Raw genomic sequence first — 22968 nt, forward strand, 5'->3', positions numbered from 1 at the left:
GAGAAGATCGAACGTGCCTCACACCAATCTGAATCTCACGCCCGCGCGCGCGAGACCGCCGGCGATTCCAATCGGCGTGCCGTCGGCGCGCCAGCAGGCGGCACCCAGCATGCGGCCGTCCTCATCAAACTCGATCGCGTTCATGCCGCCGGCGACCGAGGAGACCGGCGCGACCGTGTGGCCCAGGCTCGCGAGTTTGTCCCGCACGCTCTCGGGAATTGCGAGTTCGACTTCGAGTGCATTGCCCTCGGTCCACACGCGCGGCGCCTCCACCGCTTCCTGCAGGCTCATGCCGTGATCGATCAGGTTGATCAGCGCCTGCATTGCGCTGGGGAAGATGCGTTTTCCCCCGGGCAGGCCCAGCGCGTATTTCAGCTTGCCGTCGCGCAGCGCCATCATCGGCGACATCGAGGTGGTGACGCGCTTGCCGGCCGCCAGCGACAGTGCATGGCCGGGACGCGGATCGAACAGATGCATGTAATTGTTCGGAATGGCGCCTAGGCCCGGGACGATGATCTTGGCGCCGAACAGATTGTTGATGGTCTGCGTGGTGGCAACCACATTGCCGAACGCATCCGCCGCCGTCAGATGCGTGGTGTGCGCGCCCTCGAGCTGCGCAACGCCCGCGCCCCAGGCCTGCGCCCGATCGGGATCGATCGCACGGCGGCGCTCCTCGGCATAGGCTTTCGACGTCAGCCGCTCGACGGGCACGTTGACATAAGCGGGATCGCCGCTCGCCGCCGCACGGTCGGCGAAGGCGATCTTCAGCACCTCGGCAAGATAGTGGATCGTCTCGGCGGTGCCGAAACCGAGGCGCGCGATGTCATAGCCTTCGAGGATGTTCAGCATCTCCGCGATGTGCACGCCGGAAGCCGCCGGCGGCGGCGGTCCCAGGATGGCCCAGCCGCGATAATCGGCGCGGATCGGCTGGCGCTCGACGGTCCTGTAGGCTGCGAGATCTGTGCGGCGGATGTATCCGCCGTTCTTCTCCATATAGTCGACCAGGATATCGCCGAGCGGCCCCTGATACAGCGCGGCCTCGCCGTGCTCGGCGATATGCCGCAGGGTTTCCGCGTATTCGGCCTGCACCACGCGTTCGCCGATCTTGAGCGGCTCGCCGTTCGGGAGGTAGATCGCCGAGATCGGCCTGTCCTTCAGCATGTCGGCAGCGCTCTCGCGGATGCATTCGTGCAAGTAAGGCGTCACGGCATAGCCGCGGGCGGCATGCTTGATCGCGGGCTGCATGACATCGGCAAGGCTCATGGTGCCGAACCGCCGCAGCGTCTCGCACCAGGCCATCAGCGAACCCGGCACCGCGACCGCCTTCGGGCCCACGCAGTTCTCATCGCCGATGGTGTCGAACACGTCGTGTGCCGCCCCTGGCTTCGACGTGTAGGTATCGGGACGGACCGCGAGCGGCACGGTGCTCTGGCCGTCGATGAAGCGATGGGTGCCGTCGGCGAGGCGGATATGCGCCATGCCGCCGCCGATGATGCCGACCATCATCGGCTCGACCACGGTCAGCGTGAACAATGTCGCGATCGCTGCATCGATGGCGTTGCCGCCGGCGGCAAGCATCTCGGCGCCCGCGCTTGAGGCCAGCGGATGATTGCTGACCACCATGCCGCGGCTGGAGATGGCCGGCTGCTTCTCGCATTCGAAACTTGTCGCCGCGCGATCGCGCCAATTGCCGCTCATGACGTCGCTCCCATTGTTGTCGGTTATTTCTGGCATTTCGGGCACCAGAAGGTCGAACGGCCGTTCTGGGTAAAACGCTTCACGGTGCCGCCGCAGCCCGGCGTCGGGCATTTCTCGCCTTCGCGGTCATAGACCTGGAACGAATGCTGGAAATAGCCGAGTTCGCCATTGGTCTGGCGATGGTCGCGCAGCGATGAGCCGCCGGCCCTGATCGCCTGATTCAACACATCATGGATCGCAGGAACCAGACGTTGCGCGTGCTCTGTCGGCTCCGCCGTCTTCTTCGTGGCCAGCGTTGCCGCCAGCCGCCGCGGCGACAGGCGCGCGCGAAACAGCGCCTCGCAGACGTAGATGTTGCCGAGCCCCGCGACCACGCGCTGGTCGAGCAGCGCCGCCTTCAGGCTGGTCTTCTTGTTGGCGCAGGAGCGTGCCAGCATCGCGGCATCGAATTCGTTGCCGAGTGGTTCGGGGCCGAGGCCCTTCAGGAGCGGCTCGTCCTCGATCGCGTTGCGCGCGATCACTTTCATGTAGCCGAAGCGGCGCGGGTCGTTGAAGATGATCGCGGCGCCCGACGACATGTGGAAGATCACATGATCGTGCGCGCGGTCCTGATTCCGCTCGTAGTGGAAATGGCCGGGCGCGATCTTGTCGTCGTCCTTCAGCACGCGGAACGAGCCGGACATGCCCAGATGCATCAAGAGCACGTCGCCCGAGGTCAGGTCCGCCATCAGATATTTCGCGCGGCGGCCGAGACCCGCGACGGTCTGCCCCTCCAGCCGTGCGACAAAATCCTTCTGAAAAGGAAACCGCAGGTCCTTGCGGCGGGCTTCCGCCTTCAGGATTTTCGCGCCCTCCATCGACGGCTGCAGGCCGCGGCGGACGGTCTCGACTTCGGGGAGTTCGGGCATGGAATGTCATTCACAGGAAGCGTGATCGGCAAAAGTGTAAGCGGTTTTGCGCCCGATCGCGCGCCAAATTAACAATTTGCGAACAATCCGTCGGACCGCGGCCGGTTTGGCGGATTGTGCGCGGAGGTGCTGACGTGATAGCGCCATTGCGGCTGGCGCGCTATGGTCGCGCCTTGAGGTATTGCGTTGATGGATCGGCGGGACCAAACCACCCATTTCGGCTTCAGGGACGTCCCCCTGGGCGAGAAGCAGACGCTGGTGAACGAGGTGTTCCACAGCGTGGCGTCGCGTTATGACTTGATGAACGATCTGATGTCGATCGGCCTGCACCGGGTCTGGAAGGACATCATGATCACTCAGCTCAATCCGCCGAAGAGCGAGGCGCCGTTCGCGCTGCTCGACGTCGCGGGCGGCACCGGCGATATCGCGTTCCGCGCGGCGAAAGCGGGCGGCCCTGGTTTCCGTGCCACCGTCTGCGACATCAATGCCGACATGCTCGAGGTTGGCCGCAACCGCGCCCGCGCCCAGCATCTCGACGACCGGGTTTCCTTCGTCGCCGGCAATGCCGAGGCGCTAAGCTTTCCCGACCGTTCGTTCGACGCCTACACGATCGCGTTCGGCATCCGCAATGTGCCGCAGATCGATGTCGCGCTGCGCGAGGCCTATCGCGTGCTGCGGCCCGGCAGCCGATTCCTCTGTCTCGAATTTTCCACCGTCGATGTGCCCGGCCTCGACCGGCTCTACGACCTGTTCTCGTTCAGGGTGATCCCGCCACTCGGCCGCGCCGTGACCGGTGATGCCGAGTCCTATCAGTATCTCGTCGAATCGATCCGCAAGTTTCCACGGCCCAGCGCCTTTGCCGAGATGATCACCGCCGCCGGCTTTGCGCGCGTGAAATGGGAAATCCTCTCCGGCGGCATCGTGGCGCTGCATTCGGGCTGGCGTTTGTGATTTCTGCAACAACCCACATCGTGCGCCTCGCCCGCGCCGCCTACGTCTTCGCGCGCGAAGGCGTGTTCGGCGTCGTCGATCCGGCCCTGGTGCCGCCGCCGGCGCAACTCCTGGTGAAGCTCGCCCGCCTGGTCGAGCGGCGCGGCGCCAAGTCCGGACCGCGGCTGTCGCGCGCGCTGACGCGGCTCGGGCCGGCCTATCTCAAGCTCGGCCAGTTCCTCGCCACGCGGCCCGACGTCGTCGGCGTAGTGCTGGCCAAGGATCTGGAGAGCCTGCAGGACCGGCTGCCGCCCTTCCCGCAATCCGAAGCCGAAGCCGTGATCGCGCAATCGCTGGAACGCCCGCTGGCGCAGGCATTCGTGAGCCTCGGACCCCCGGTCGCTGCCGCCTCGATCGCGCAGGTGCATCGCGGCGAGATCGAGCGCCGCGGCGTGCGCCAACAGGTGGCCGTGAAGGTGCTGCGGCCGAACGTCGCCTCCCGCTTCCGCCGCGATCTGTCCGATTTCTTCTTTGTCGCACACAAGGCGGAAGCGCATTCGGCCGAAGCGCGGCGATTGCGGCTGGTCGAGGTCATCAACACGATGTCGCGCTCGGTCGCGATGGAGATGGACCTGCGATTAGAGGCCGCCGCCCTCTCCGAGATGGCGGAGAACACCAACGACGATCCGGATTTCCGCGTACCGGCGGTGGACTGGGACCGCACCACCCACAACGTGCTGACGATGGAATGGATCGACGGCATCCCGCTGAACGACCGTATCAGGCTCGAGCAAGCCCAGGTCGACCTGCCCGATCTCGGCCGCAAGGTGATCCAGAGCTTCCTGCGCCACGCGCTGCGCGACGGCTTCTTCCACGCCGACATGCATCCCGGCAATCTGTTCCTGGACGATACCGGCCGGCTGGTCGCGGTCGACTTCGGCATCATGGGCCGGCTCGGGCAGAAGGAGCGGCGCTTCCTCGCCGAAATCCTGCTCGGCTTCATCGTCCGCGACTATCGCCGCGTCGCCGAGGTGCACTTCGAGGCCGGCTATGTGCCGGGGCATCACTCGGTGGAGAACTTCGCGCAGGCGATCCGCGCCATCGGCGAGCCGATCCACAACCGCACCGCCGAGGAAATCTCGATGGCGCGGCTGCTGACGCTGCTGCTCGAAGTCACCGGCCTGTTCGACATGCAGACGCGCCCCGAATTGATCCTGCTGCAGAAGACCATGGTGGTGGTCGAGGGCGTGGCGCGCGGCTTCGACCCCAAGCTCGACATCTGGAAAATTGCCGATCCCGTCGTGCGCGAATGGATCGAGCGCAATCTCGGGCCGGTCGGGCGTATCCAGGGTGCCATGTCGGGTGCCGGCGAGCTCGCCCGCGTGCTGGCGCATCTGCCCGATATCGCCTCGCGCGCGGTCGCAGTGCTCGGCAATCTCGAGAAGATGACGCGCGAGGGCGTCACGCTGTCGCCGGAGACGATCGCGGCGATGGGACGGACCGAGGGCCGCAAGAACCGCTGGCGGACGGTCGCGCTCTGGATCATCGCGGCCACTTTCATCGGAATCCTGATCGCCGTCCGGAATTTGTGATTGCAATGATAGCATATAATGCTAGCATTGCGGTCAAACCGATGGTGCCGCCATGGCCAATCTGACGATTCGCAAGCTCGATGACGCCGTCCGTGACGAGCTGCGCCTGCGTGCCGCCCGTAACGGGCGCTCGGTCGAGGACGAGGTACGGGTCATCCTGGGCGAGGTGGTGGCGCAGCAGCCCCTGGAGGCCACGCCCGCGGCTCCTGCTCCGCGCCCGCACGCGCCTGTCGCGTCGGCCAACGGCTTGGCGCGGGTCACCCTGATCATCGGAGGCGGCATCGCCGCCTACAAGGCGCTGGATTTGATCCGGCGGCTCAAGGAGCGCCACATCCATGTCCGCTGCGTGCTGACCAAGGCGGCGCAGCAATTCGTCACGCCGCTTGCGGCCAGCGCCCTGTCGCACGAGCGCGTCTATACCGACCTGTTCGATCCCGAGAGCGAATTCGATGCCGGTCACATCCGCCTCGCCCGCGAGTGCGACCTGGTCGTGGTGGCGCCGGCAACCGCGGACTTGATTGCAAAAATGGCGCACGGCCATGCCGACGACCTCGCCTCCGCGATCCTGCTCGCCGCCAATCGCCCGATCCTGCTGGCGCCGGCGATGAATCCACTGATGTGGAACAACGCCGCCACCCGCCGCAATGTGCTGCAGCTCCGCCGCGACGGCATCCTGACGGTCGGTCCCAATGCCGGCGAGATGGCGGAAGCGGGCGAAGCCGGTGTCGGGCGGATGGCCGAACCGACGGAAATCGCTGCCGCTGCCGAGCATATCCTGCGCCCGCCGCATCCGCGCCCGCTTCAGGGCAAGCGCGTGCTGATCACCGCGGGCCCGACGCATGAGGCGATCGATCCGGTGCGCTACATCGCCAATCGCTCCTCGGGCAAGCAGGGCTTTGCCATCGCCGCCGCCGCGCGAGATGCCGGCGCCGAGGTCGTGCTGGTCTCCGGGCCGGTCGACCTCGCCGATCCACCCGGCGTGTCGGTGATCTCAGTGGAATCCGCGCGCGACATGCTGCACCGGGTGGAAGCGGCGCTGCCTGTCGATGTCGCGATCTTTGCCGCCGCGGTCGCCGACTGGCGCGTCGCCAGTGAAGGCGAGCAGAAACTGAAGAAGACCGACGCCGGCGTGCCGTCGCTGCAACTGGTGGAGAACCCCGACATCCTCGCCACGACAGCGAAACTCACGGACAAGCGCCCGCAGCTGGTGATTGGCTTTGCCGCCGAAACCGAGCATCTGATCGAGAATGCGAAGGCAAAGATCGCCCGCAAGGGCTGCGACTGGATCGTGGCCAACGATGTTTCCCCCGCCACCGGCGTGATGGGCGGCGACCGCAACACCGTTCATCTGCTGACACGCGAGGGCGAGGATATCAGCGTCGATTCCTGGCCGGTCATGACCAAGGAGCAGGTCGCAACCGAACTGGTGGCGCGGATCGCGAAAGCCGTGGAGAGAAAATCGTGAGTACGACGATCAAGGTCGAAGTCAGGCAATTGCCGCATGGCGAAGGCCTTCCGCTGCCGGCCTACCAGACCGCCGATGCCGCTGGGCTCGATCTCTTGGCCGCAGTGCCCGAAGACACGCCGCTGGTCCTCGCATCAGGCAAATACGCAATGGTTCCGACCGCGCTGACGATTGCGCTGCCGCCGGGCTACGAGGCGCAGGTGCGGCCGCGTTCCGGACTTGCCGCCAAACACGGCGTGACCGTGTTGAATTCGCCTGGTACCATCGACGCCGACTATCGCGGCGAGATCAACGTGCTGCTGATCAATCACGGCGAGACACCATTTTCGATTCGACGCGGCGAGCGTATCGCGCAGATGGTGATCGCACCGGTCGTGCAGGCAGGCCTGGTTCCGGCGACAGCGCTGTCGAGCACCGAACGAGGCAGCGGCGGCTTCGGCTCGACCGGGCGATAAGTCGTTCGAATACAGATAAAATTTGGGCAGGCGCACGAGCCGAGCTCCGCATTTTTCACAGCGTGTCTTGCGTTCACGATCTGGACTCTTACTCGCTGAGTCAGCTTGAGGATATGCTCTTACGATTCGTGAGCGCGGCGGGGGTCTAACGCCGGGCCGAAGTCGTGCGTTCTGGGGCAAATTATGTCGGGCGTGGTCGCCGCAATGCGTCGAACCCTGCTGTCGTGCACCTCACTGGCGCGCGACGGCCTGCTCGGGCTCGCCGCCACGCTGGCGCTGTCCACCGGATCGGCGCGTGCCGCCGACTGGCTGTTCGAGCCGATGATCTCGGCGTGGTTCGACCTCGATCACCAGGAATTCGTCCTGTTCACCGCCGCGCTGGCATTGCTCGGCTTTTCCGTGGTCGCCGCGATCCTCTTGATGAGGACTCGCGTTCGCGCCACCCGGGGCGAGGGACATTTGCGCGCCGAGATCGCCGATCTGCAGGCCCAATCCGATCGCCTGCGTGCACTGCTGTTTGCGGAACCGCAGGTCCTGATTTCCTGGGCGGCCGGCGACAACCGCCCCGAGATCAGCGGCGACATTGCATTGCTGACCTCGCAGGAGGCGACGCAGAACTCGCCCCAGCGCGTGCTGGCGTTCGGAACCTGGCTGCCGCCGGAACCGGCGCTGCAGATGGACCATGCGGTCGACGCGCTGCGCGAGGCCGGCCAGGGCTTCCTGCTCAACCTCACCACCTCGAACGGCCGCGCGATCGAGGTGATGGGTCGCGCCATCGGCGGCCAGGCGATCGTGCGGATGCGCGAGCTCGGCGGCTTGCGTCGCGAACTGGCCGAAGCCAATCTGCGCTACAAGATGCTGCAGGAGGAGACCGAGCTGCTGCGCGATTTCGCCGCCGCCGCACCCTGGCCGATCTGGGCCAAGAATGCGCAGGACGATCTGCGCTATGCGAACGCGGCCTATCTGCGGGCGACCGAGGGCGCGAGTGTCGTGGATGCGATCCACCGCAATCTCGAACTTCTGGAGAACGACCAGCGGATCGAAATGGCCAAGGCGCTGCACGAATATTCGACCTATGCCGCGCGATTGCCGATCGTGGTCGGCGGCGAGCGGCGGATCTACGACGTCCAGGCGCTGAAGCTTGCCGGCGGCAGCGCCGGCATCGCCATCGACGCCAGCGAAGTCGCCGCGCTTCGCGCCGCGCTCACCCGGATGGCGGAAGCGCATCGCCGCACCCTCGACCAGCTCTCCTCCGGCGTGGCCGTGTTCGACGCCGACCGGCGGCTCGCCTTCTACAACGAATCCTACCGCCGCCTCTGGGACCTCGATCAGGCGTTCCTCGACTCTAATCCGGACGATTCCAGCATCCTCGACCGGCTGCGCGCCGCCCGCAAACTGCCCGAGCAACCGGATTTCCGCGCCTGGAAGACCAAGCTGCACGAGGCCTATCGCGCGGTCGAATCGGAGAGCTACACTTGGTTCCTGCCTGACGGCCGCGCGGTCAGCGTCGTTACCACGCCGAACCTCGAAGGCGGCGTCACCTATCTGTTCGACAACGTCACCGAAAGCCTCGATCTGGCGCGCCGCTTCGACGGCCTGATCCGGGTCCAGCACGAGACCCTCGACAATCTCAACGAGGCGGTCGCGGTGTTCGGCAGCAACGGCCGGGTGCAATTGTTCAACCCGGCATTCGAGAAAATGTGGCGGCTGCCGGCGGATGCGCTGCGCGAACAGCCGCATATCGAGACCGTGGAAGCGCTGTGCAAGCCGCTGTTCGACGATCCGATCGTCTGGCGGGCGCTGCGCGAGGCGATCACCGCGATCGAGAACCGGGCCCAGGTCGCGCTGAAGCTCGAGCGCAAGGACGGCAGCGTGCTTCATTGCATGACCATGCCGCTGCCCGACGGCGCGACCATGCTGACGTTCCAGGACATCACCGACACGGAGAATGTCGAACGCGCGCTGCGCGAGCGCAACGAGGCGCTCGAAGCGGCCGACCAGATGAAGGTCGACTTCGTCCACCACGTGTCCTACGAACTGCGCGCGCCGCTCACCACCATCATCGGCTTTGCGCATTTCCTCTCTGATCCCGCGACCGGGCCGCTCAACGAGAAGCAGGCGGAATATCTCGACTACGTCACCAAATCGACCAACGCGCTGCTCGCGCTCACCAACAACATCCTCGATCTCGCCACCATCGATGCCGGTGCGATGACGCTCGAGCTCGGCTCCGTCGATATCGGCAAGACGATCGAGGCCGCGGCCGAAGGCATCCAGGACCGGCTCGCGACCGACCGCATCACGCTCAAGGTCGATATCGAGCCCAACATCGGCGATTTCATCGGCGATGAACGACGCGTCGTGCAGGTGCTCTATAACCTGCTCGCCAACGCCGTCGGCTTCTCCCCGCATGACGGGACGGTCACGATCAGCGCGCGACGCGCCGAGCACAGCGTCGTGTTCGCGGTGACCGACAGCGGTCCGGGCATCGCGCCCGAGGTCAAGGACAAGGTGTTCAACTGGTTCGAGAGTCATTCCCATGGCTCGCGGCACCGCGGCGCCGGCCTCGGCCTGTCGCTGGTGCGCTCCTTCGTCGAGCTGCATGGCGGCAAGGTCCGCGTCGATTCGACTGTCGGCAAGGGCACGACCGTCACTTGCGTCTTCCCGGTCGACCAGAACGCGCATCGCAACGCCGCCGAATGATTGTCACCAGCACATTCACGGTTGCACTCGCCAATGAGGTCGCGACCGCGCATCTGATGGCCGATCTCGCGCTCTTGATCGGGCCCGGCGAAGTCATCGCGCTTTCCGGCGATCTCGGCGCCGGCAAGACCGCAGCCGCCCGCGCGCTGATCCGCTATCTCGCCGCCGACGATACGCTGGAAGTGCCGAGCCCGACCTTCACGCTGGCGCAAAGCTACGAGCTGCCGGCGTTCCCGCTGATCCATGCCGATCTCTACCGCATCAATGAGCCGAGCGAACTGGAGGAGATCGGGCTGTCGCCTTTGCCCGACGGCACGGTGGCGCTGATCGAATGGCCGGAGCGCGCGCCGGGTGCCCTGCCGCCCGATCGTATCGACATTGTGATGAGCCACCGGCCGGCGCTGGGATCGACCGCGCGCGCCGCCGAGATCACCGGCCACGGCAAGTCTGCCGCCGTCGTCATGCGGCTGAAGGCGCTGCGCCAGTTCCTCGACAATGCCGGCTATGCGGACGCACGGCGCGAGCGTATGCCGGGCGACGCCTCGACCCGCTCCTACGCGCGCCTATTCGACGACAATGGCAGCGTCATCCTGATGAATTCGCCGCGCCGCCCCGACGGGCCGCCGATCTACGACGGCAAGTCCTATAGCGCGGCCGTCCATCTCGCCGAGGACGTCAAGCCGTTCGTCGCGATCGACAATGGCCTGCGAGACCATGGCTTCTCCGCACCTGCGATCCGTCACTCCGATATCGATCTGGGATTCCTGATCACCGAGGATTTCGGCAAGGAAGGCGTCGTCGAGGGCGATCCGCCGGTACCGATCACCGAGCGCTACGAAGCCGCGACCGACATGCTGGCGGCGCTGCATCGCGAGAAGCTGCCGGAGACGCTGCCGCTGACTCCGCAACTCACCTACGAGATTCCCGTCTTCGACATCGACGCCTGGCTCGTCGAAATCGGGCTGATGATCGAATGGTACTTGCCGGACCGCGGCGTCACGCTTGCTTCCGACCTGCGCGACGAATTTTTCGCGATGTGGCGAACATTGCTGGAGAAGCCGGCCGCCGCGCCACGGACCTGGGTGCTGCGCGACTTCCACTCGCCCAATATGATCTGGCTCGGCGAGCGCACCGGCATCCTGCGGGTCGGCCTGATCGACTTCCAGGACGCCGTGCTGGGGCCTGCCACCTACGATCTGGTGTCGCTATTGCAGGACGCGCGGATCGACGTGCCCGAGCAGCTCGAGCTCACGCTGCTCTCCCGCTACATCAAGGCGCGGCGGACCACCGAGGAGCATTTCGACGCGGCCAGCTTCGCCGAGCTCTACGCGATCATGTCGGCCCAGCGTAACACGCGCCTGCTCGGGACGTTCGCGCGGCTCAACGGGCGAGACGGCAAGCCGCATTATCTCAAGCACCAGCCGCGGATCTGGACCTATCTTACTCGTTCATTGGCCCACCCGGCCCTGGCCGGCCTCCGCGAATGGTATGGGGCCCATGTCCCGCCGCCGGTTGCCTGATTTACTGCCTGTTAGCCCGAGCCGCCCTAGTGTGACACACGCTGCGGATGCAGAGCGGCTGGAGCATGACGGAAGCCGGTTTTCCCTCGCGACAAACGCGAAGCGTTTGCGCGGGAAGATCATGCTCAATTGAAAGATTTGAGTTTGGCGATGAAGACAGAACGGCAGCGCGGCGAGCGTGTCACCTTCGAACGCGGCATTCCCGCGCATATGATGGGGATCGACGGCACGTGGCGGCGTGACTGCACCATGGAAGACGTTTCCGAGACCGGCGCCAAGCTGACGGTCGAGGGCTCGGTGGAAGGCCTGCACCTGAAGGAGTTCTTCCTGCTGTTGTCCTCGACCGGACTTGCCTATCGCCGCTGTGAATTGTCCTGGGTCAATGGCGACCAGATCGGGGTCAATTTCCTCAAGCAGGGCGACAAAAAGAAGAAGGCGGGCAAGCGCGGCTCGCAACCCGCTGACGCCTGAAAATTGTTGTTTTGATGCACTTTCTTCGTCGCACGGCCGTCATGTGCGTCGACTATCGCGTCGACCCCATGCGCGCCCCGAATCGGCGTGATAGGATGGCGCGCGTCATGATTTGAACGGTTCGAGAGCCCGGAAGTATGCCCGTCACCCCCCGTAAAGCCATGGTCCTCGCTGCCGGTCTCGGCCTGCGCATGCGGCCTTTGACCGACCATATGCCGAAGCCGCTGGTGAGCGTGGCGGGCCAGCCCCTGCTCGATCATGTCCTGGACAAGCTTGCCACTGCCGGCGTCAGCGAAGCCGTGGTCAACGTGCACTATCTGCCCGACCAGATCATAGAACACGTCAAGACGCGGAAGCAGCCGCGCGTGATCATCTCGGACGAGCGCGACAAGGTGCTGGGCACCGGCGGCGCCGTCGTGAAGGCGTTGCCGCTGCTCGGGCCTGAGCCGTTCTTCCACGTCAACGCCGACACGATGTGGATCGACGGCGTGCGGCCGAATCTGGCGCGGCTTGCGGAGACCTTCGACCCTGCCAGAATGGATATCCTGCTCCTGATGGCGCCGACTGCGAGCAGCATCGGCTATAGCGGCCGCGGCGACTATTCCATGCTGCCGGACGGCGCACTGCGCAAGCGGCGGGAACAGCAGGTGGTGCCGTTCGTCTATGCCGGCGCCGCTATCATGTCGCCGTCGATCTTTGCCGACGCCCCCAAAGGCGAGTTCTCGCTGACCAAGTTGTTCGACCGCGCCAATGAGCAGGAACGGCTGTTCGGGCTCAGGCTCGACGGTGTCTGGATGCATGTTGGAACCCCCGAGGCCGTGCAAGCCGCGGAAGAAGCCTTCCTGGAAAGCGTGGCGTAGGCCGGACACCGCCGCCTAACCTGTCGTCATGCTCCGCGCATGCGGGGCATCCAGTACGCCGCAGCCTCTCGGGTCAATCACCGCCGTCTCTGGAATACTGGATCACCCGCTTTCGCGGGTGATGACCGGTGAGTAGCGGCTGGACCGCGCATGACCATCGGGAAATCGCCCCCTATATTAACGCCTGATCCCGAATCAGGCCCCTCATGCGCGTTTTCAGCGTTCCCCTCTCCGTCCCATTCCTGCGTACCGTTATCGCCGCTTTGGTCGACGGTCGCCTGGTCAGGGGATTCGACGCGCGCGGCACTCCCGAAAAGCTGGCCGACGCGACGCTCTATCTGCCGACGCGGCGCGCGGGCCGGCTCGCCCGAGAGATATTCCTCGATGTCCTGAACACGGATGCCGTGGTGCTGCCGCGCATCGTCGCGCTCGGCGACATCGACGAGGATGAACTCGCTTTCGCGGAAGAGGCGGAACAGTTCGGCGGCGCAGCGCCGCTGGAGATTCCGCCCAAGCTTGGCGAACTCGAGCGGCGGCTGACGCTGGCGAGGCTGGTCGCAGCCTGGGCCAAGAGCCCGGTGACCGCGCCACAGGTGGTCGGCGGCCCCGCATCGACGCTGCAGCTTGCCGGCGATCTCGCGCGGCTGATGGACGACATGGTGACGCGCGGCGTCGAGTGGAGCGCGCTCGATAAGCTGGTCCCCGATCAGCTTGACCAATATTGGCAGCATTCGCTGGATTTCCTGCGCATCGCGCGGCAGGCTTGGCCGGCCCATCTCGCCGAGGTCGGCCGCATCGAGCCGGCGGCGCGGCGCGACCTCTTGATCGCTGCAGAAGCCGCGCGCCTGACAGCGCAACCCGCTGGTCCCGTGATCGCAGCGGGCTCGACCGGTTCGATGCCGACGACCGCCAAGTTTCTCCACGCGGTAGCCAGGCTGCCGCACGGTGCCGTCGTGCTGCCCGGCCTCGATACCGATCTTGATGAAGAGTCTTGGGACACGATCGGCGGCATGCGCGATGCCAAGGGCAGATTCACCACGCCGCCCGCGTCGAACCATCCGCAATTCGCCATGCACGCGCTGCTCGATCGCTTCGGCATCAAGCGCGACGAGGTGGAAATTCTGGGTGAGCCGGCAGCACACGGGCGCGAGGTGCTGATGTCGGAAGCGATGCGGCCGTCCAGCGCCACGGCGCAATGGCACGACCGGCTCGAACAGCCCGAAATCGCCGAGAAGATTTCCGCCGGCATGAACGGCATCGCCGTTGTGGCGGCGCCCAACCCGGAGATGGAAGCGCTCGCCATCGCCATTGCGATGCGCGAGGCGCGGCATCTCAATAAATCAGCCGCACTGGTGACGCCGGACCGCGCTTTGGCGCGGCGGGTGATGGCGGCACTGACGCGCTGGAATCTCGAATTCGACGATTCCGGCGGTGAAGCGCTGATGGACACGCCGTCCGGCATTTTCGCCCGCCTCACCGCCGAAGCCGCGACCAAGGGGCTGGAGCCGCCGACACTGCTCGCGCTCTTGAAACATTCGCTGTTTCGGCTCGGCGCCGCGCCTGGCGCCCACCGGCGCGCGACCGAAGTCTTGGAGCTGGCGCTCTTGCGCGGCACGCGGCCGCAAGCAGGGAGCGAAGGCCTTGCCCGCGACTTCGAACGCTTCCGCAGCGAACTCGCCAAGCTGCGCCGCGGGGAGACCTCATCGCTGCATGCCCTCGAACAGCGGACCAGGCTCCGCGATGTCGAGCTCGACCAGGCGCAGTCGCTGATATCAAAGCTGAGGGCCGTGCTTTCGCCGCTCGAAAGCCTCAGCGCGTCCAAGCCTTACGATTTTGCCGAGCTGGCGCTGCGGCATCGCGGGGCTCTCTCCGCGCTGTCCTGCGATCAGCACGGCGTCGCCGTCGCCTTCGAGGAACAAGCAGGCTCCGTGCTCGTATCCGCTTTCGATGATCTCGTCGGCGCAAAGAAACTGAGCGGCGTGATGGTCCCGCTCGCCGATTACCCTGACGTCTTCCAGACCGCTTTTGCTGACAGGATGGTGCGCCGCCCGGAATCGCCCCGCGCGCATCTCCACATCTTCGGCCAGCTCGAAGCGCGACTGACGGAGACCGACCGTGTCATCCTCGGTGGGCTCGTGGAAGGCGTCTGGCCGCCGGCGCCGCGGATCGATCCCTGGCTCAGCCGGCCAATGCGGCACGAGCTCGGTCTCGATTTGCCGGAACGGCGTATCGGCCTTTCCGCGCATGACTTCGCGCAACTGCTCGGCACCGATGATGTGATCCTCAGCCACTCGGCCAAGGTCGGCGGCGCGCCGGCAGTGGCCTCGCGCTTCCTGCACCGGTTTGAGGCGGTCGCCGGCGAGGCGCGCTGGAAGGCCGCGAAGGCATCGGGCGAGAAATACGTCCATTACGCCGCCGAACTCGACCGGCCGGAGAAAGTCGAGCCGATCGCGCAGCCTGCGCCAAGACCGCCGCTCGCGACACGGCCGCTCAAGATGTCGGTGACCGCGATCGAGGACTGGCTGCGCGATCCCTATACGATCTATGCAAGATATATCCTGAGGCTCGACCCGCTCGATCCCGTCGACATGCCGCTGTCGGCGGCCGATCGCGGCTCGGCGATCCACGCCGCGCTCGGCGAATTCACGGAAGCCTTCGCCAACGGGCTGCCGGACGATCCGCTTCGGGCGCTGCGCGAGATCGGCGGCAAGCATTTTGCGCCATTGATGGAACGCCCGGAAGCGCGGGCGCTGTGGTGGCCGAGGTTTCAGCGCATCGCAGCGTGGTTTGCCGAATGGGAGACCGCGCGGCGCGGCGATATCGCGGCCATCAATGCCGAGATTCGCGGCGAAATCGGCATCTCCCTCGATAATGCGCGCATCTTCACGCTTTCGGCGCGCGCCGACCGGATCGAACGCAATCACGACGGCTCGTTCGCGATCCTCGACTACAAGACCGGGCAGCCGCCGACCGGCAAACAGGTCCGCATGGGATTGTCGCCGCAGCTCACGCTGGAAGCCGCGATCCTGCGCGAGGGCGGGTTTGAGGGAATTCCCGCCGGCGCATCCGTCGGCGAACTCACCTATGTCAGGCTGAGCGGCAACAACCCGCCGGGCGAGCAGCGGACGCTGGAACTGAAGATCAGGCCAGGCGATACGCCGCAAGCGCCCGACGATGCCGCCGACCACGCGCGGCGGGAATTGGAAAACCTGATCCGCCAGTTCGAGGACGAGAACCAGCCCTACACCTCGCTGAATCTCTCGATGTGGGCCAATCGCTACGGCACCTATGACGACCTCGCCCGCATCAAGGAATGGTCGGCGGCAGGCGGTCTGGGAGTGGAGGAATGGTGAAAACGCCCCGCCCCATTCCCGACGCGGTGCGCGCCACGCAGGCGCGCGCATCCGATCCCAAGGCGTCCGCGTTCGTGTCCGCCAATGCCGGCTCGGGCAAGACCCATGTGCTGGTGCAGCGCGTGATCCGGCTGCTGCTCGAGGGCACCCCGCCCGAAAAGATCCTCTGCATCACCTTCACCAAGGCGGCCGCGGCCAACATGGCCGAGCGGGTGTTCTCCACGCTCGGCCACTGGGTCACCCTCGACGATACCGCGCTGGACGCCGCGATCCGCGAAGCCGGCATCGCCCATCCCAATGCAAAGCTCCGGAGGGAGGCGCGAAAGCTGTTCGCCTGCGCGCTGGAGACGCCGGGCGGGCTGAAGGTGCAGACCATCCACGCGCTGTGCACGCGTTTGCTGCAGCAGTTCCCGTTCGAGGCCAATGTGCCGGCGCGGTTTGCCGTGCTCGACGAGCGCGACCAGAACGAGATGATGGAGCGCGCCAACCTCGCCGTGCTCTTGGAAGCCTCGCGCAACCCCGACAGCGCCACCGGGCGCGCGTTGATGGTGGCGATGGCAAGCGCCGCTGACGTCACCTTCAAGGACGTGGTGCGCGAGGCGTGCCTCAGCCGCGACCACTTCATGGCCTGGACCGATACCGCGGGCAGCGCGGAAGCCGCCGCCGCAGAGATGTCGGCGGCGCTTGGCGTCGCCGCCAATGATTCGATCGAGGATGTCGAGCGCGATATCCTCGACGGTCCTTATCTGCCACGCGCGCGCTGGGAGGACGTTGCGCTTGTCCTTGAGACAAGCAGCAAGGCCGATCAGAAGCAGGCCGCTCGACTTCGTTCCGCGCTGCTGTTCACCGGCAGTGCACAAGTGGACGAATACCTCAGCGTATTCCTTACCGATGAGCGGCTGCCACGCGACTCCGTGGTGACAAAGAAATTCTGCCGAGACAATGATGCAGTCGGCAACCTGTTCGACGCAGAAATCCGCCGCATCCATCCGCTGATCGAACGCCGCCGCGCCGTGACGATCCGCGACCGCACCGAGGCGCTGCTGCATATCGCGACTGCCGCGGCTGCGAACTATCGCCGAGAGAAACTAGAGCGCGGGCTACTCGATTATGACGACCTCATCGACAAGACGTTAGAGATGCTCGACCGCGTCTCCTCCGGCTGGGTGCACTACAAGCTCGACCGCGGCGTCGATCATGTCCTGATCGATGAGGCGCAGGATACGAGCCCGAAGCAATGGGACATCGTCGCGCACATCATCTCCGAATTCACCTCCGGCGCCGGCGCGCGCGACGGCGTGGTACGGACGGTGTTCGCCGTCGGCGACGAGAAGCAGTCGATCTTCTCGTTCCAGGGCGCGGCTCCGCATGAATTCGATCTGCGCCGCCGCGAATTGAAGAAGAAGTTCGAGGATGCCGGGCTGAAATTCGATCCGGTCTCCTTCACCTATTCGTTCCGTTCGGGCCCGGCGATCCTGCAATCGGTCGACCATGTCTTCCGCGAGCAGGAGATCTATCGCAGCATCCATGCGGTCGAGAACGGCTACCCGCTCCACAATGCGCTGGCCGACGCCGGCCCCAGCATGATCGAGCTCTGGGAGCTCGCGGAAGCCGACGACCGGCAGGACATCGAGGGCTGGCGCGCGCCGTTCGACGGCGTCTCCGTCACCAGCCCCGAAGTCAAACTGTCAAAGCGCATCCAGGCCGAAATCCGCCGGCTGGTGGAGAGCGGCACCATGACCGGCAGCCGCGGCAACCGGCGGCCGCTCACTTACGGCGATGTCCTGGTGCTGGTGCGACGGCGCGGCAACGCGTTCGACGCTGTGATCCAGGCGCTGAAGCATGCCAATATCCCGGTCGCCGGCGCCGACCGGCTGAAGCTGACCGAGCACATCGCCATCATCGACCTGATGAACCTCGCGGACGCGCTGCTGCTGCCGCAAGACGATCTGGCGCTTGCGGTGGCGCTGAAGAGCCCGCTGTTCGGCCTTGATGACGACGATCTGTTCAAGCTGGCCTGGGAGCGCAAGGGATCGCTGCGCCAGGCGCTGGCGCTGCATGCGGCGACCGACGAGCGCCTCGCGGCCGCGCTGAAACGGCTCGAGCGATGCGAGCGGCAGTTTGCCGATTCGACCCCGTTCGCCTTCTATGCCTGGCTGCTCGGCGGCGATGGCGGGCGGGCGCGCTTCCTGCGCCGGCTGGGGCATGAGGCCAATGACGCGCTCGATGAATTCCTCGAGCTCGCGCTGGCCTATGAGCGCAAGGCGCCCAGCTCGCTGCAAGGCTTCGTGGCGTGGCTCCGCGCCGCCGACACCGAGGTGAAGCGCGACATGGAGATCTCGCGCGACGAAGTGCGCGTGATGACCGTGCACGGCGCCAAGGGACTGGAGGCCTCCGTCGTGTTCCTGGTTGATACCACGACCTCACCCTCGGATACGCAGCGCCTGCGGCTGATCCATCTGCCGCAGGGTAATGGCGCGCCACACGCGCCCGGCGTCGTGGTCTGGGCCGGCCGCAAGGCCGAAGATCCAGGTCCGGTCGCCAAGGCGCGCGAGGCGATGCTGGAGGAGACCGAGGATGAATATCGCCGCCTGCTCTATGTCGCGATGACGCGCGCCGCCGATCGGCTGATCGTCGGCGGCTGCCTGCCCGGCAACATGAAGAAGGTCCGGACTTCCTCCTGGTATGACCTGATCGACAGGGGCCTCGCCAATTCCGGCCTCAGCCTGCAGGAGATCGAGACCCCGGCGGGCCTGGTGAAGCGCTATTTCCGGCCCGAGGATGCCGATGCTGCGACCGGCATCGCGGCGTTGGGGGCACCGCGGCCGATCGAACTGCCGTCCTGGCTGCAGCGGCCGGCGCCGACTGAACTCGCCGCCGACGGCCGGCTGCGGCCATCCGACCCGACCGACGACAGCCGCCGCGTCCGCAGCGGCGAGCAGCTCACCCAGCGCGCCCGCGCCATCCATCGCGGCACGCTAGTGCACCGGCTGTTGCAGTCGCTGCCGGATATCGCGGCCGAGCGCCGGCCCGGTGCGGCGCTCTCCTATCTCGAGCGCAATGCCCAGGATTGGACCGGGCAGGAGCGCGCGGCGCTGGCCGAAGGCGTGCTGGCCCTGATCGCAGATCGGCGTTTCGCAGCCGTGTTCGCCGCCGGAAGCCGGGCGGAAGTGTCGATTGTCGGCCGGCTGGAGCGGCCCGGGCAATCGCCGGCGCTGGTGTCCGGCCAGATCGACCGGCTGGTGGTGACGGCAGAGGAAGTCCTCATCGTCGACTTCAAGACCAACCACGCCCCGCCGAAAACTGCGGCCGAGGCGCCGCGGGGCTATGTCCGGCAGCTCGCGCTCTACCGGGCTGTGCTGCGCAAGCTCTATCCCGGGCGACCCGTCCGTGCCGTCCTGCTCTGGACCGAAAGTACTGAATTGATGGAGATTTCGGCCTCCGCGCTGGACAGGGAGCTGGCATCCCATCATGCCGGCGTGACCGAGCTTGACCCGGCAGGGGCTCGTTCATAGGTTTGTCCTAAGATTCCCGGGCGCGACTCAGTCGCGCCCTTTTCTTCCAACCGAACGAGGTATCCCATGGCCGTGGGCAAGGTTTCTGACGCCAATTTCGAAGCCGAAGTGCTCAATGCGACCGGGCCTGTCGTGGTCGATTTCTGGGCCGAATGGTGCGGCCCCTGCCGCATGATCGCGCCCGCGCTGGACGAGATCGCGGGTTCGATGGGCGACAAGGTCAAGATCGTGAAGCTCAACGTCGATGAGAGCCCGAAGACGGCTTCCAAATATGGCGTGATGTCGATCCCGACTTTGATGATCTTCAAGGGCGGCGAGATGGCCTCCCGCCAAGTCGGCGCGGCGCCAAAGGCGAAGCTGCAGCAGTGGATTTCGGCTGCGGTCTGATCCGCTTTCGCTTTAGATGATTGCTAAACGGCCGGCGACCGCCGGCCGTTTTATTTTCAGCGTATCCAGCCGGTCGCCAATGCAGATGCCAACTCAGGCTGGCCATTCTCGCGCGCCAGCGCGGCCATCGCGTCGTGGTCATAGGGCACATGGCGAAACGTCACCCGCCAGGCACCGTCGGCCAATTCCAGGATCGCGTAGCGCGCGTCGGGCGTGCCCGCCTCCACGACGTGCTTGTACGGATGGACGTCGCGGTAGCCTGGGGAACCGACGCTGCCGGGATTGACGATCAGGCGACCGTCGCGAAGCCGCACCGCCCGCGCAAGATGGCTATGGCCACAGAGGATAAGCGACTGGGTGATACCGCTCGCGGCCCGCTCGATCGCCTCCAGCGACGCCATCCGCACCGTACCATCAGGCTGCACCGTCTCCAGCCAATAGACTTCGTCGTCGACAGGCATCGCATGGCAGAGGAACACCTGGTCGCGAAACACGCACGTCGGCGGCACCGCGCGCAACCAGTCGAGATGGCTCTGATCGAGTTGCGCATGCGCGGGCCGGTCCCACGAACCCATCTTCTCCGGCGGGCGGTCGATGAGATAGCGGTCGTGATTGCCGAGCACGTGAACGGCACCGAGCGCCATCAGCGCATCCATCGTCCGCCGCGCGTCCAGCGGACCGCTCGCCATGTCGCCGAGATTGACGATCTCGGTGATCTCCTGCGCGCGAATGTCGGCAACGACAGCCTCCAGCGCCAGATAGTTACCGTGGACATCGGCGATGGCGGCGAAGCGCATGGTCACGACGGCGGCGTGCCGTTCACATCGAGCACATGGCCGGCGAGATAGAGCGAGCCGGTGATCAGGATGCGTGGCGGCACTTCGTAGGCAAGCTGCGAGAGCGCCTGCAGCGCGGCTTCCACGCTTGCCGCGATCTCCACGCGCATGCCGAACACGCGCGCGGCATCCGCCAGCCGATCCGGCGGCATGGCGCCCGCGCGGTGCGGAATCTCCACCGCGATGATATGACGGGTCAGGCCGGCGAAATTGGCGAGGAAGCCGGATGCATCCTTGTTCGCCATCATGCCGGCGATCACGACCAGCGGACGCGACACGCGCTCCTCGAGATCGCCGAGTGCAGCGGCCGCCACACGCCCGCCTTCCGCATTGTGGCCGCCGTCGAGCCAGATCTCCGAACCCGCCGGCGCCAGATTGACCAGCCCGCCCGACGCCAGCCGCTGCATCCGCGCCGGCCATTCGGCATTGACGATGCCGGCCTCGAACGCCGCGATCCCGATCTTGAACGCGTCGATCGCGCGCAGCGTCGCGATCGCGAGTCCGGCATTGTCAAACTGGTGACGGCCGAACAGTTTCGGCGCCGCCAGATCCATCAGGCCGCGATCATCCTGATAGACCAGCCGGCCGCGCTCGACCCCGACATGCCATTGCTGCCCGGCCGCATGCAGCGGCGCCCGCCGGCGCGCCGCCTGCGCCTCGACGACAGACATTGCGTCGGGCGACTGCTCGGCACAGATCACCGGCACGCCGCGCTTGATGATCGCGGCCTTCTCGCCGGCGATCGCGGTCAGCGTGTCGCCGAGGAATTCAGTGTGATCCATGCTGATCGGTGCGATGACGGAGGCGAGCGGCGTCTCGATCACATTGGTCGAATCCAGCCTGCCGCCGAGACCGACTTCCAACACCACGACATCGGCCGGATGCGCGGCGAACAGGCAGAACGCCGCCGCGGTCTCGATCTCGAAGATCGTGATCGGATGGCCGTCGTTGACGCATTCGCAATGTTCGAGCACCGAGCGCAATTCGTCGTCACCGACCAGCACACCGCCGCCGACGCGGCCAAGGCGATAGCATTCGTTCAGCCGCACCAGATAGGGCGAGGTGAAGACATGGACGCGCAGGCCGGCCGCCTCCAGGGTCGCGCGCAAATAGGCGATCGTGGAGCCCTTGCCATTGGTGCCGGCAACATGGATCACCGGCGGCAGCTTGCGCTCGGGATGATCGAGCCGCGCGAGCAGCCCATGCATGCGATCGAGGCTGAGGTCGATCGTCTTCGGATGCAGCGCCGAGAGGCGCGCAACCAACTCGCCGAGCGTCGGCGATGGTTGGGCGGCGGGTACGTTCACGCGTGGGGCGCTGCCGGCACGGTTTCCGGTGCCGAGACGATCTGGGCGGGCGTGGTGACCTCCGGCGCCGGCTTTAAGGGAACCTGCAGCGGCGGCGATTTGGTGAGCAGGCGGCACAGCCGCGCCAGCGTCGCGCGCATGTCATGGCGATGCACGACCATGTCGACCATGCCGTGGTCGCGCAGATATTCGGCGCGCTGGAATCCGTCCGGCAGTTTCTCGCGGATGGTCTGCTCGATCACGCGCGCGCCGGCGAAGCCGATCAGCGCGCCGGGCTCGGCGATATGGACGTCGCCCAGCATCGCATAGGAGGCGGTGACCCCGCCGGTGGTCGGATTGGTCAGCACAACGATGTATGGCTGCTTGGCCTCGCGCAGCATCTGCACACCCACGGTCGTGCGCGGCATCTGCATCAGCGACAGGATGCCTTCCTGCATCCGCGCGCCGCCCGAGGCTGCGAACACGATGAAGGGCGACTTCTTCTCGACCGCGAGCTCAAGCCCACGCACCATCGCCTCTCCGGCGGCCATGCCGAGCGAGCCGCCCATGAAATCGAAATCCTGCACCGCGATCACGACGCCGGCGCCCTCGAGCTTGCCGTACCCCACCTTGATCGCGTCATTCAGCGAAGTCTTGGCCCGCGCATCCTTGATGCGGTCGACATATTTGCGCTCGTCGCGGAACTTCAGCGGATCGGGCGTCACCTCCGGCAACGCCACGTCGAACCAGGTCTCGTTGTCGAAGATCGACTTCAGCCGCGCCACCGCGCCCATGCGCATGTGATAGTTCGAGCCGGGAATGACGAACTGGTTGGCCTCGACATCCTTGTAGAACACGAGCTGCCCGGAATCCGGGCACTTGATCCAAAGATTCTCCGGGGTCTCGCGCCGCAGGATGCTGCGGATCTTCGGCCGGACGACATTGGTGAGCCAGTTCATGCTTCGCTCCGAAATGCGGTCGGTTCCGCA

General features: G+C 66.0%; 16 protein-coding genes. 11 read left to right on the top strand and 5 right to left on the bottom strand.

Annotation, left to right across the window (positions count from 1 at the left end; translation table 11 throughout):
• Positions 1-18: 18 nt before the first annotated feature.
• Together ggt and mutM are read right to left on the bottom strand one after the other, a co-directional pair.
• Positions 19-1698, bottom strand: coding sequence for a gamma-glutamyltransferase (gene ggt / locus ACVJGD_RS28660; RefSeq protein ID WP_456637380.1), 1680 nt, complete (start codon positions 1696-1698; stop codon positions 19-21).
• Positions 1699-1721: 23 nt separating this feature from the next.
• Positions 1722-2606, bottom strand: a complete 885-nt coding sequence (gene mutM / locus ACVJGD_RS28665) for a bifunctional DNA-formamidopyrimidine glycosylase/DNA-(apurinic or apyrimidinic site) lyase (protein WP_456637381.1) — start codon at positions 2604-2606, stop codon at positions 1722-1724.
• A 189-nt stretch (positions 2607-2795) separates the two neighbouring features.
• Here mutM and ubiE point away from each other — a divergent pair, with 189 nt between their 5' ends.
• From ubiE to trxA, 11 genes are all read left to right on the top strand, one after another.
• On the top strand, positions 2796-3557 hold the full coding sequence (gene ubiE / locus ACVJGD_RS28670; protein WP_456637382.1) for a bifunctional demethylmenaquinone methyltransferase/2-methoxy-6-polyprenyl-1,4-benzoquinol methylase UbiE: 762 nt from the start codon (positions 2796-2798) through the stop codon (positions 3555-3557).
• Positions 3554-5128, top strand: coding sequence for a 2-polyprenylphenol 6-hydroxylase (gene ubiB, locus ACVJGD_RS28675; RefSeq protein WP_456637383.1), 1575 nt, complete (start codon positions 3554-3556; stop codon positions 5126-5128). Before ubiE ends, ubiB begins: the two co-directional genes overlap by 4 nt.
• A gap of 52 nt (positions 5129-5180) precedes the next feature.
• A complete protein-coding gene (gene coaBC, locus ACVJGD_RS28680) occupies positions 5181-6593 on the top strand; it encodes a bifunctional phosphopantothenoylcysteine decarboxylase/phosphopantothenate--cysteine ligase CoaBC (protein ID WP_456637384.1) in 1413 nt (470 codons plus the stop codon).
• The gene (gene dut, locus ACVJGD_RS28685) at positions 6590-7048 is read left to right on the top strand and encodes a dUTP diphosphatase (RefSeq protein ID WP_456637385.1); all 459 of its coding nucleotides are present in this window, start codon (positions 6590-6592) and stop codon (positions 7046-7048) included. Before coaBC ends, dut begins: the two co-directional genes overlap by 4 nt.
• Before the next feature lie 183 nt (positions 7049-7231).
• Positions 7232-9751, top strand: coding sequence for a PAS-domain containing protein (locus ACVJGD_RS28690; protein ID WP_456637386.1), 2520 nt, complete (start codon positions 7232-7234; stop codon positions 9749-9751).
• Entirely contained in the window at positions 9748-11271 is a 1524-nt protein-coding gene (gene tsaE, locus ACVJGD_RS28695; RefSeq protein WP_456637387.1) for a tRNA (adenosine(37)-N6)-threonylcarbamoyltransferase complex ATPase subunit type 1 TsaE, read from the top strand. Before ACVJGD_RS28690 ends, tsaE begins: the two co-directional genes overlap by 4 nt.
• 150 nt (positions 11272-11421) lie before the next feature.
• Entirely contained in the window at positions 11422-11742 is a 321-nt protein-coding gene (locus ACVJGD_RS28700) for a PilZ domain-containing protein (protein WP_456637388.1), read from the top strand.
• A gap of 137 nt (positions 11743-11879) precedes the next feature.
• Positions 11880-12602 carry a nucleotidyltransferase family protein gene (locus ACVJGD_RS28705; protein ID WP_456637389.1) on the top strand — a complete coding sequence of 241 codons (723 nt, stop codon included), beginning with the start codon at positions 11880-11882 and terminating at the stop codon, positions 12600-12602.
• A gap of 206 nt (positions 12603-12808) precedes the next feature.
• Positions 12809-15955, top strand: coding sequence for a double-strand break repair protein AddB (gene addB, locus ACVJGD_RS28710; protein WP_456637390.1), 3147 nt, complete (start codon positions 12809-12811; stop codon positions 15953-15955).
• Positions 15949-19470: a double-strand break repair helicase AddA gene (addA, locus tag ACVJGD_RS28715; protein WP_456637391.1), complete on the top strand. Its 3522-nt coding sequence runs from the start codon at positions 15949-15951 to the stop codon at positions 19468-19470. Before addB ends, addA begins: the two co-directional genes overlap by 7 nt.
• A gap of 66 nt (positions 19471-19536) precedes the next feature.
• Positions 19537-19857, top strand: coding sequence for a thioredoxin (gene trxA, locus ACVJGD_RS28720; protein WP_027580982.1), 321 nt, complete (start codon positions 19537-19539; stop codon positions 19855-19857).
• 56 nt (positions 19858-19913) lie between these two features.
• Here the strand turns inward: trxA and ACVJGD_RS28725 are convergent, their stop codons facing one another.
• From ACVJGD_RS28725 to accD, 3 genes are read right to left on the bottom strand one after another with little or no spacing between them, the layout of a single operon-like run.
• Complete coding sequence (locus ACVJGD_RS28725; protein ID WP_456640404.1) at positions 19914-20654, bottom strand: metallophosphoesterase family protein; 741 nt, start codon at positions 20652-20654, stop codon at positions 19914-19916.
• A 2-nt stretch (positions 20655-20656) separates the two neighbouring features.
• Positions 20657-22000 (bottom strand): bifunctional folylpolyglutamate synthase/dihydrofolate synthase, encoded by a 1344-nt coding sequence (locus ACVJGD_RS28730; RefSeq protein WP_456637392.1) that lies wholly within the window; start codon positions 21998-22000, stop codon positions 20657-20659.
• A complete protein-coding gene (gene accD / locus ACVJGD_RS28735) occupies positions 21997-22938 on the bottom strand; it encodes an acetyl-CoA carboxylase, carboxyltransferase subunit beta (RefSeq protein ID WP_456637393.1) in 942 nt (313 codons plus the stop codon). The genes ACVJGD_RS28730 and accD overlap by 4 nt, the downstream gene beginning before the upstream one ends.
• Between the last annotated feature and the right edge of the window lie 30 nt (positions 22939-22968).

It is taken from the genome of Bradyrhizobium sp. USDA 10063 (assembly GCF_054063735.1).

Excerpts from the sequence above, each read along its gene's own strand:
- ggt (WP_456637380.1), bottom strand. The coding sequence starts at position 1,698 with ATGAGCGGCAATTGGCGCGATCGCGCGGCGACAAGTTTCGAATGCGAG.
- mutM (WP_456637381.1), bottom strand. The coding sequence starts at position 2,606 with ATGCCCGAACTCCCCGAAGTCGAGACCGTCCGCCGCGGCCTGCAGCCG.
- ubiE (WP_456637382.1), top strand. The coding sequence starts at position 2,796 with ATGGATCGGCGGGACCAAACCACCCATTTCGGCTTCAGGGACGTCCCC.
- coaBC (WP_456637384.1), top strand. The coding sequence starts at position 5,181 with ATGGCCAATCTGACGATTCGCAAGCTCGATGACGCCGTCCGTGACGAG.
- ACVJGD_RS28690 (WP_456637386.1), top strand. The coding sequence starts at position 7,232 with ATGTCGGGCGTGGTCGCCGCAATGCGTCGAACCCTGCTGTCGTGCACC.
- tsaE (WP_456637387.1), top strand. The coding sequence starts at position 9,748 with ATGATTGTCACCAGCACATTCACGGTTGCACTCGCCAATGAGGTCGCG.
- ACVJGD_RS28700 (WP_456637388.1), top strand. The coding sequence starts at position 11,422 with ATGAAGACAGAACGGCAGCGCGGCGAGCGTGTCACCTTCGAACGCGGC.
- ACVJGD_RS28705 (WP_456637389.1), top strand. The coding sequence starts at position 11,880 with ATGCCCGTCACCCCCCGTAAAGCCATGGTCCTCGCTGCCGGTCTCGGC.
- addB (WP_456637390.1), top strand. The coding sequence starts at position 12,809 with ATGCGCGTTTTCAGCGTTCCCCTCTCCGTCCCATTCCTGCGTACCGTT.
- addA (WP_456637391.1), top strand. The coding sequence starts at position 15,949 with ATGGTGAAAACGCCCCGCCCCATTCCCGACGCGGTGCGCGCCACGCAG.
- trxA (WP_027580982.1), top strand. The coding sequence starts at position 19,537 with ATGGCCGTGGGCAAGGTTTCTGACGCCAATTTCGAAGCCGAAGTGCTC.
- ACVJGD_RS28725 (WP_456640404.1), bottom strand. The coding sequence starts at position 20,654 with ATGCGCTTCGCCGCCATCGCCGATGTCCACGGTAACTATCTGGCGCTG.
- accD (WP_456637393.1), bottom strand. The coding sequence starts at position 22,938 with ATGAACTGGCTCACCAATGTCGTCCGGCCGAAGATCCGCAGCATCCTG.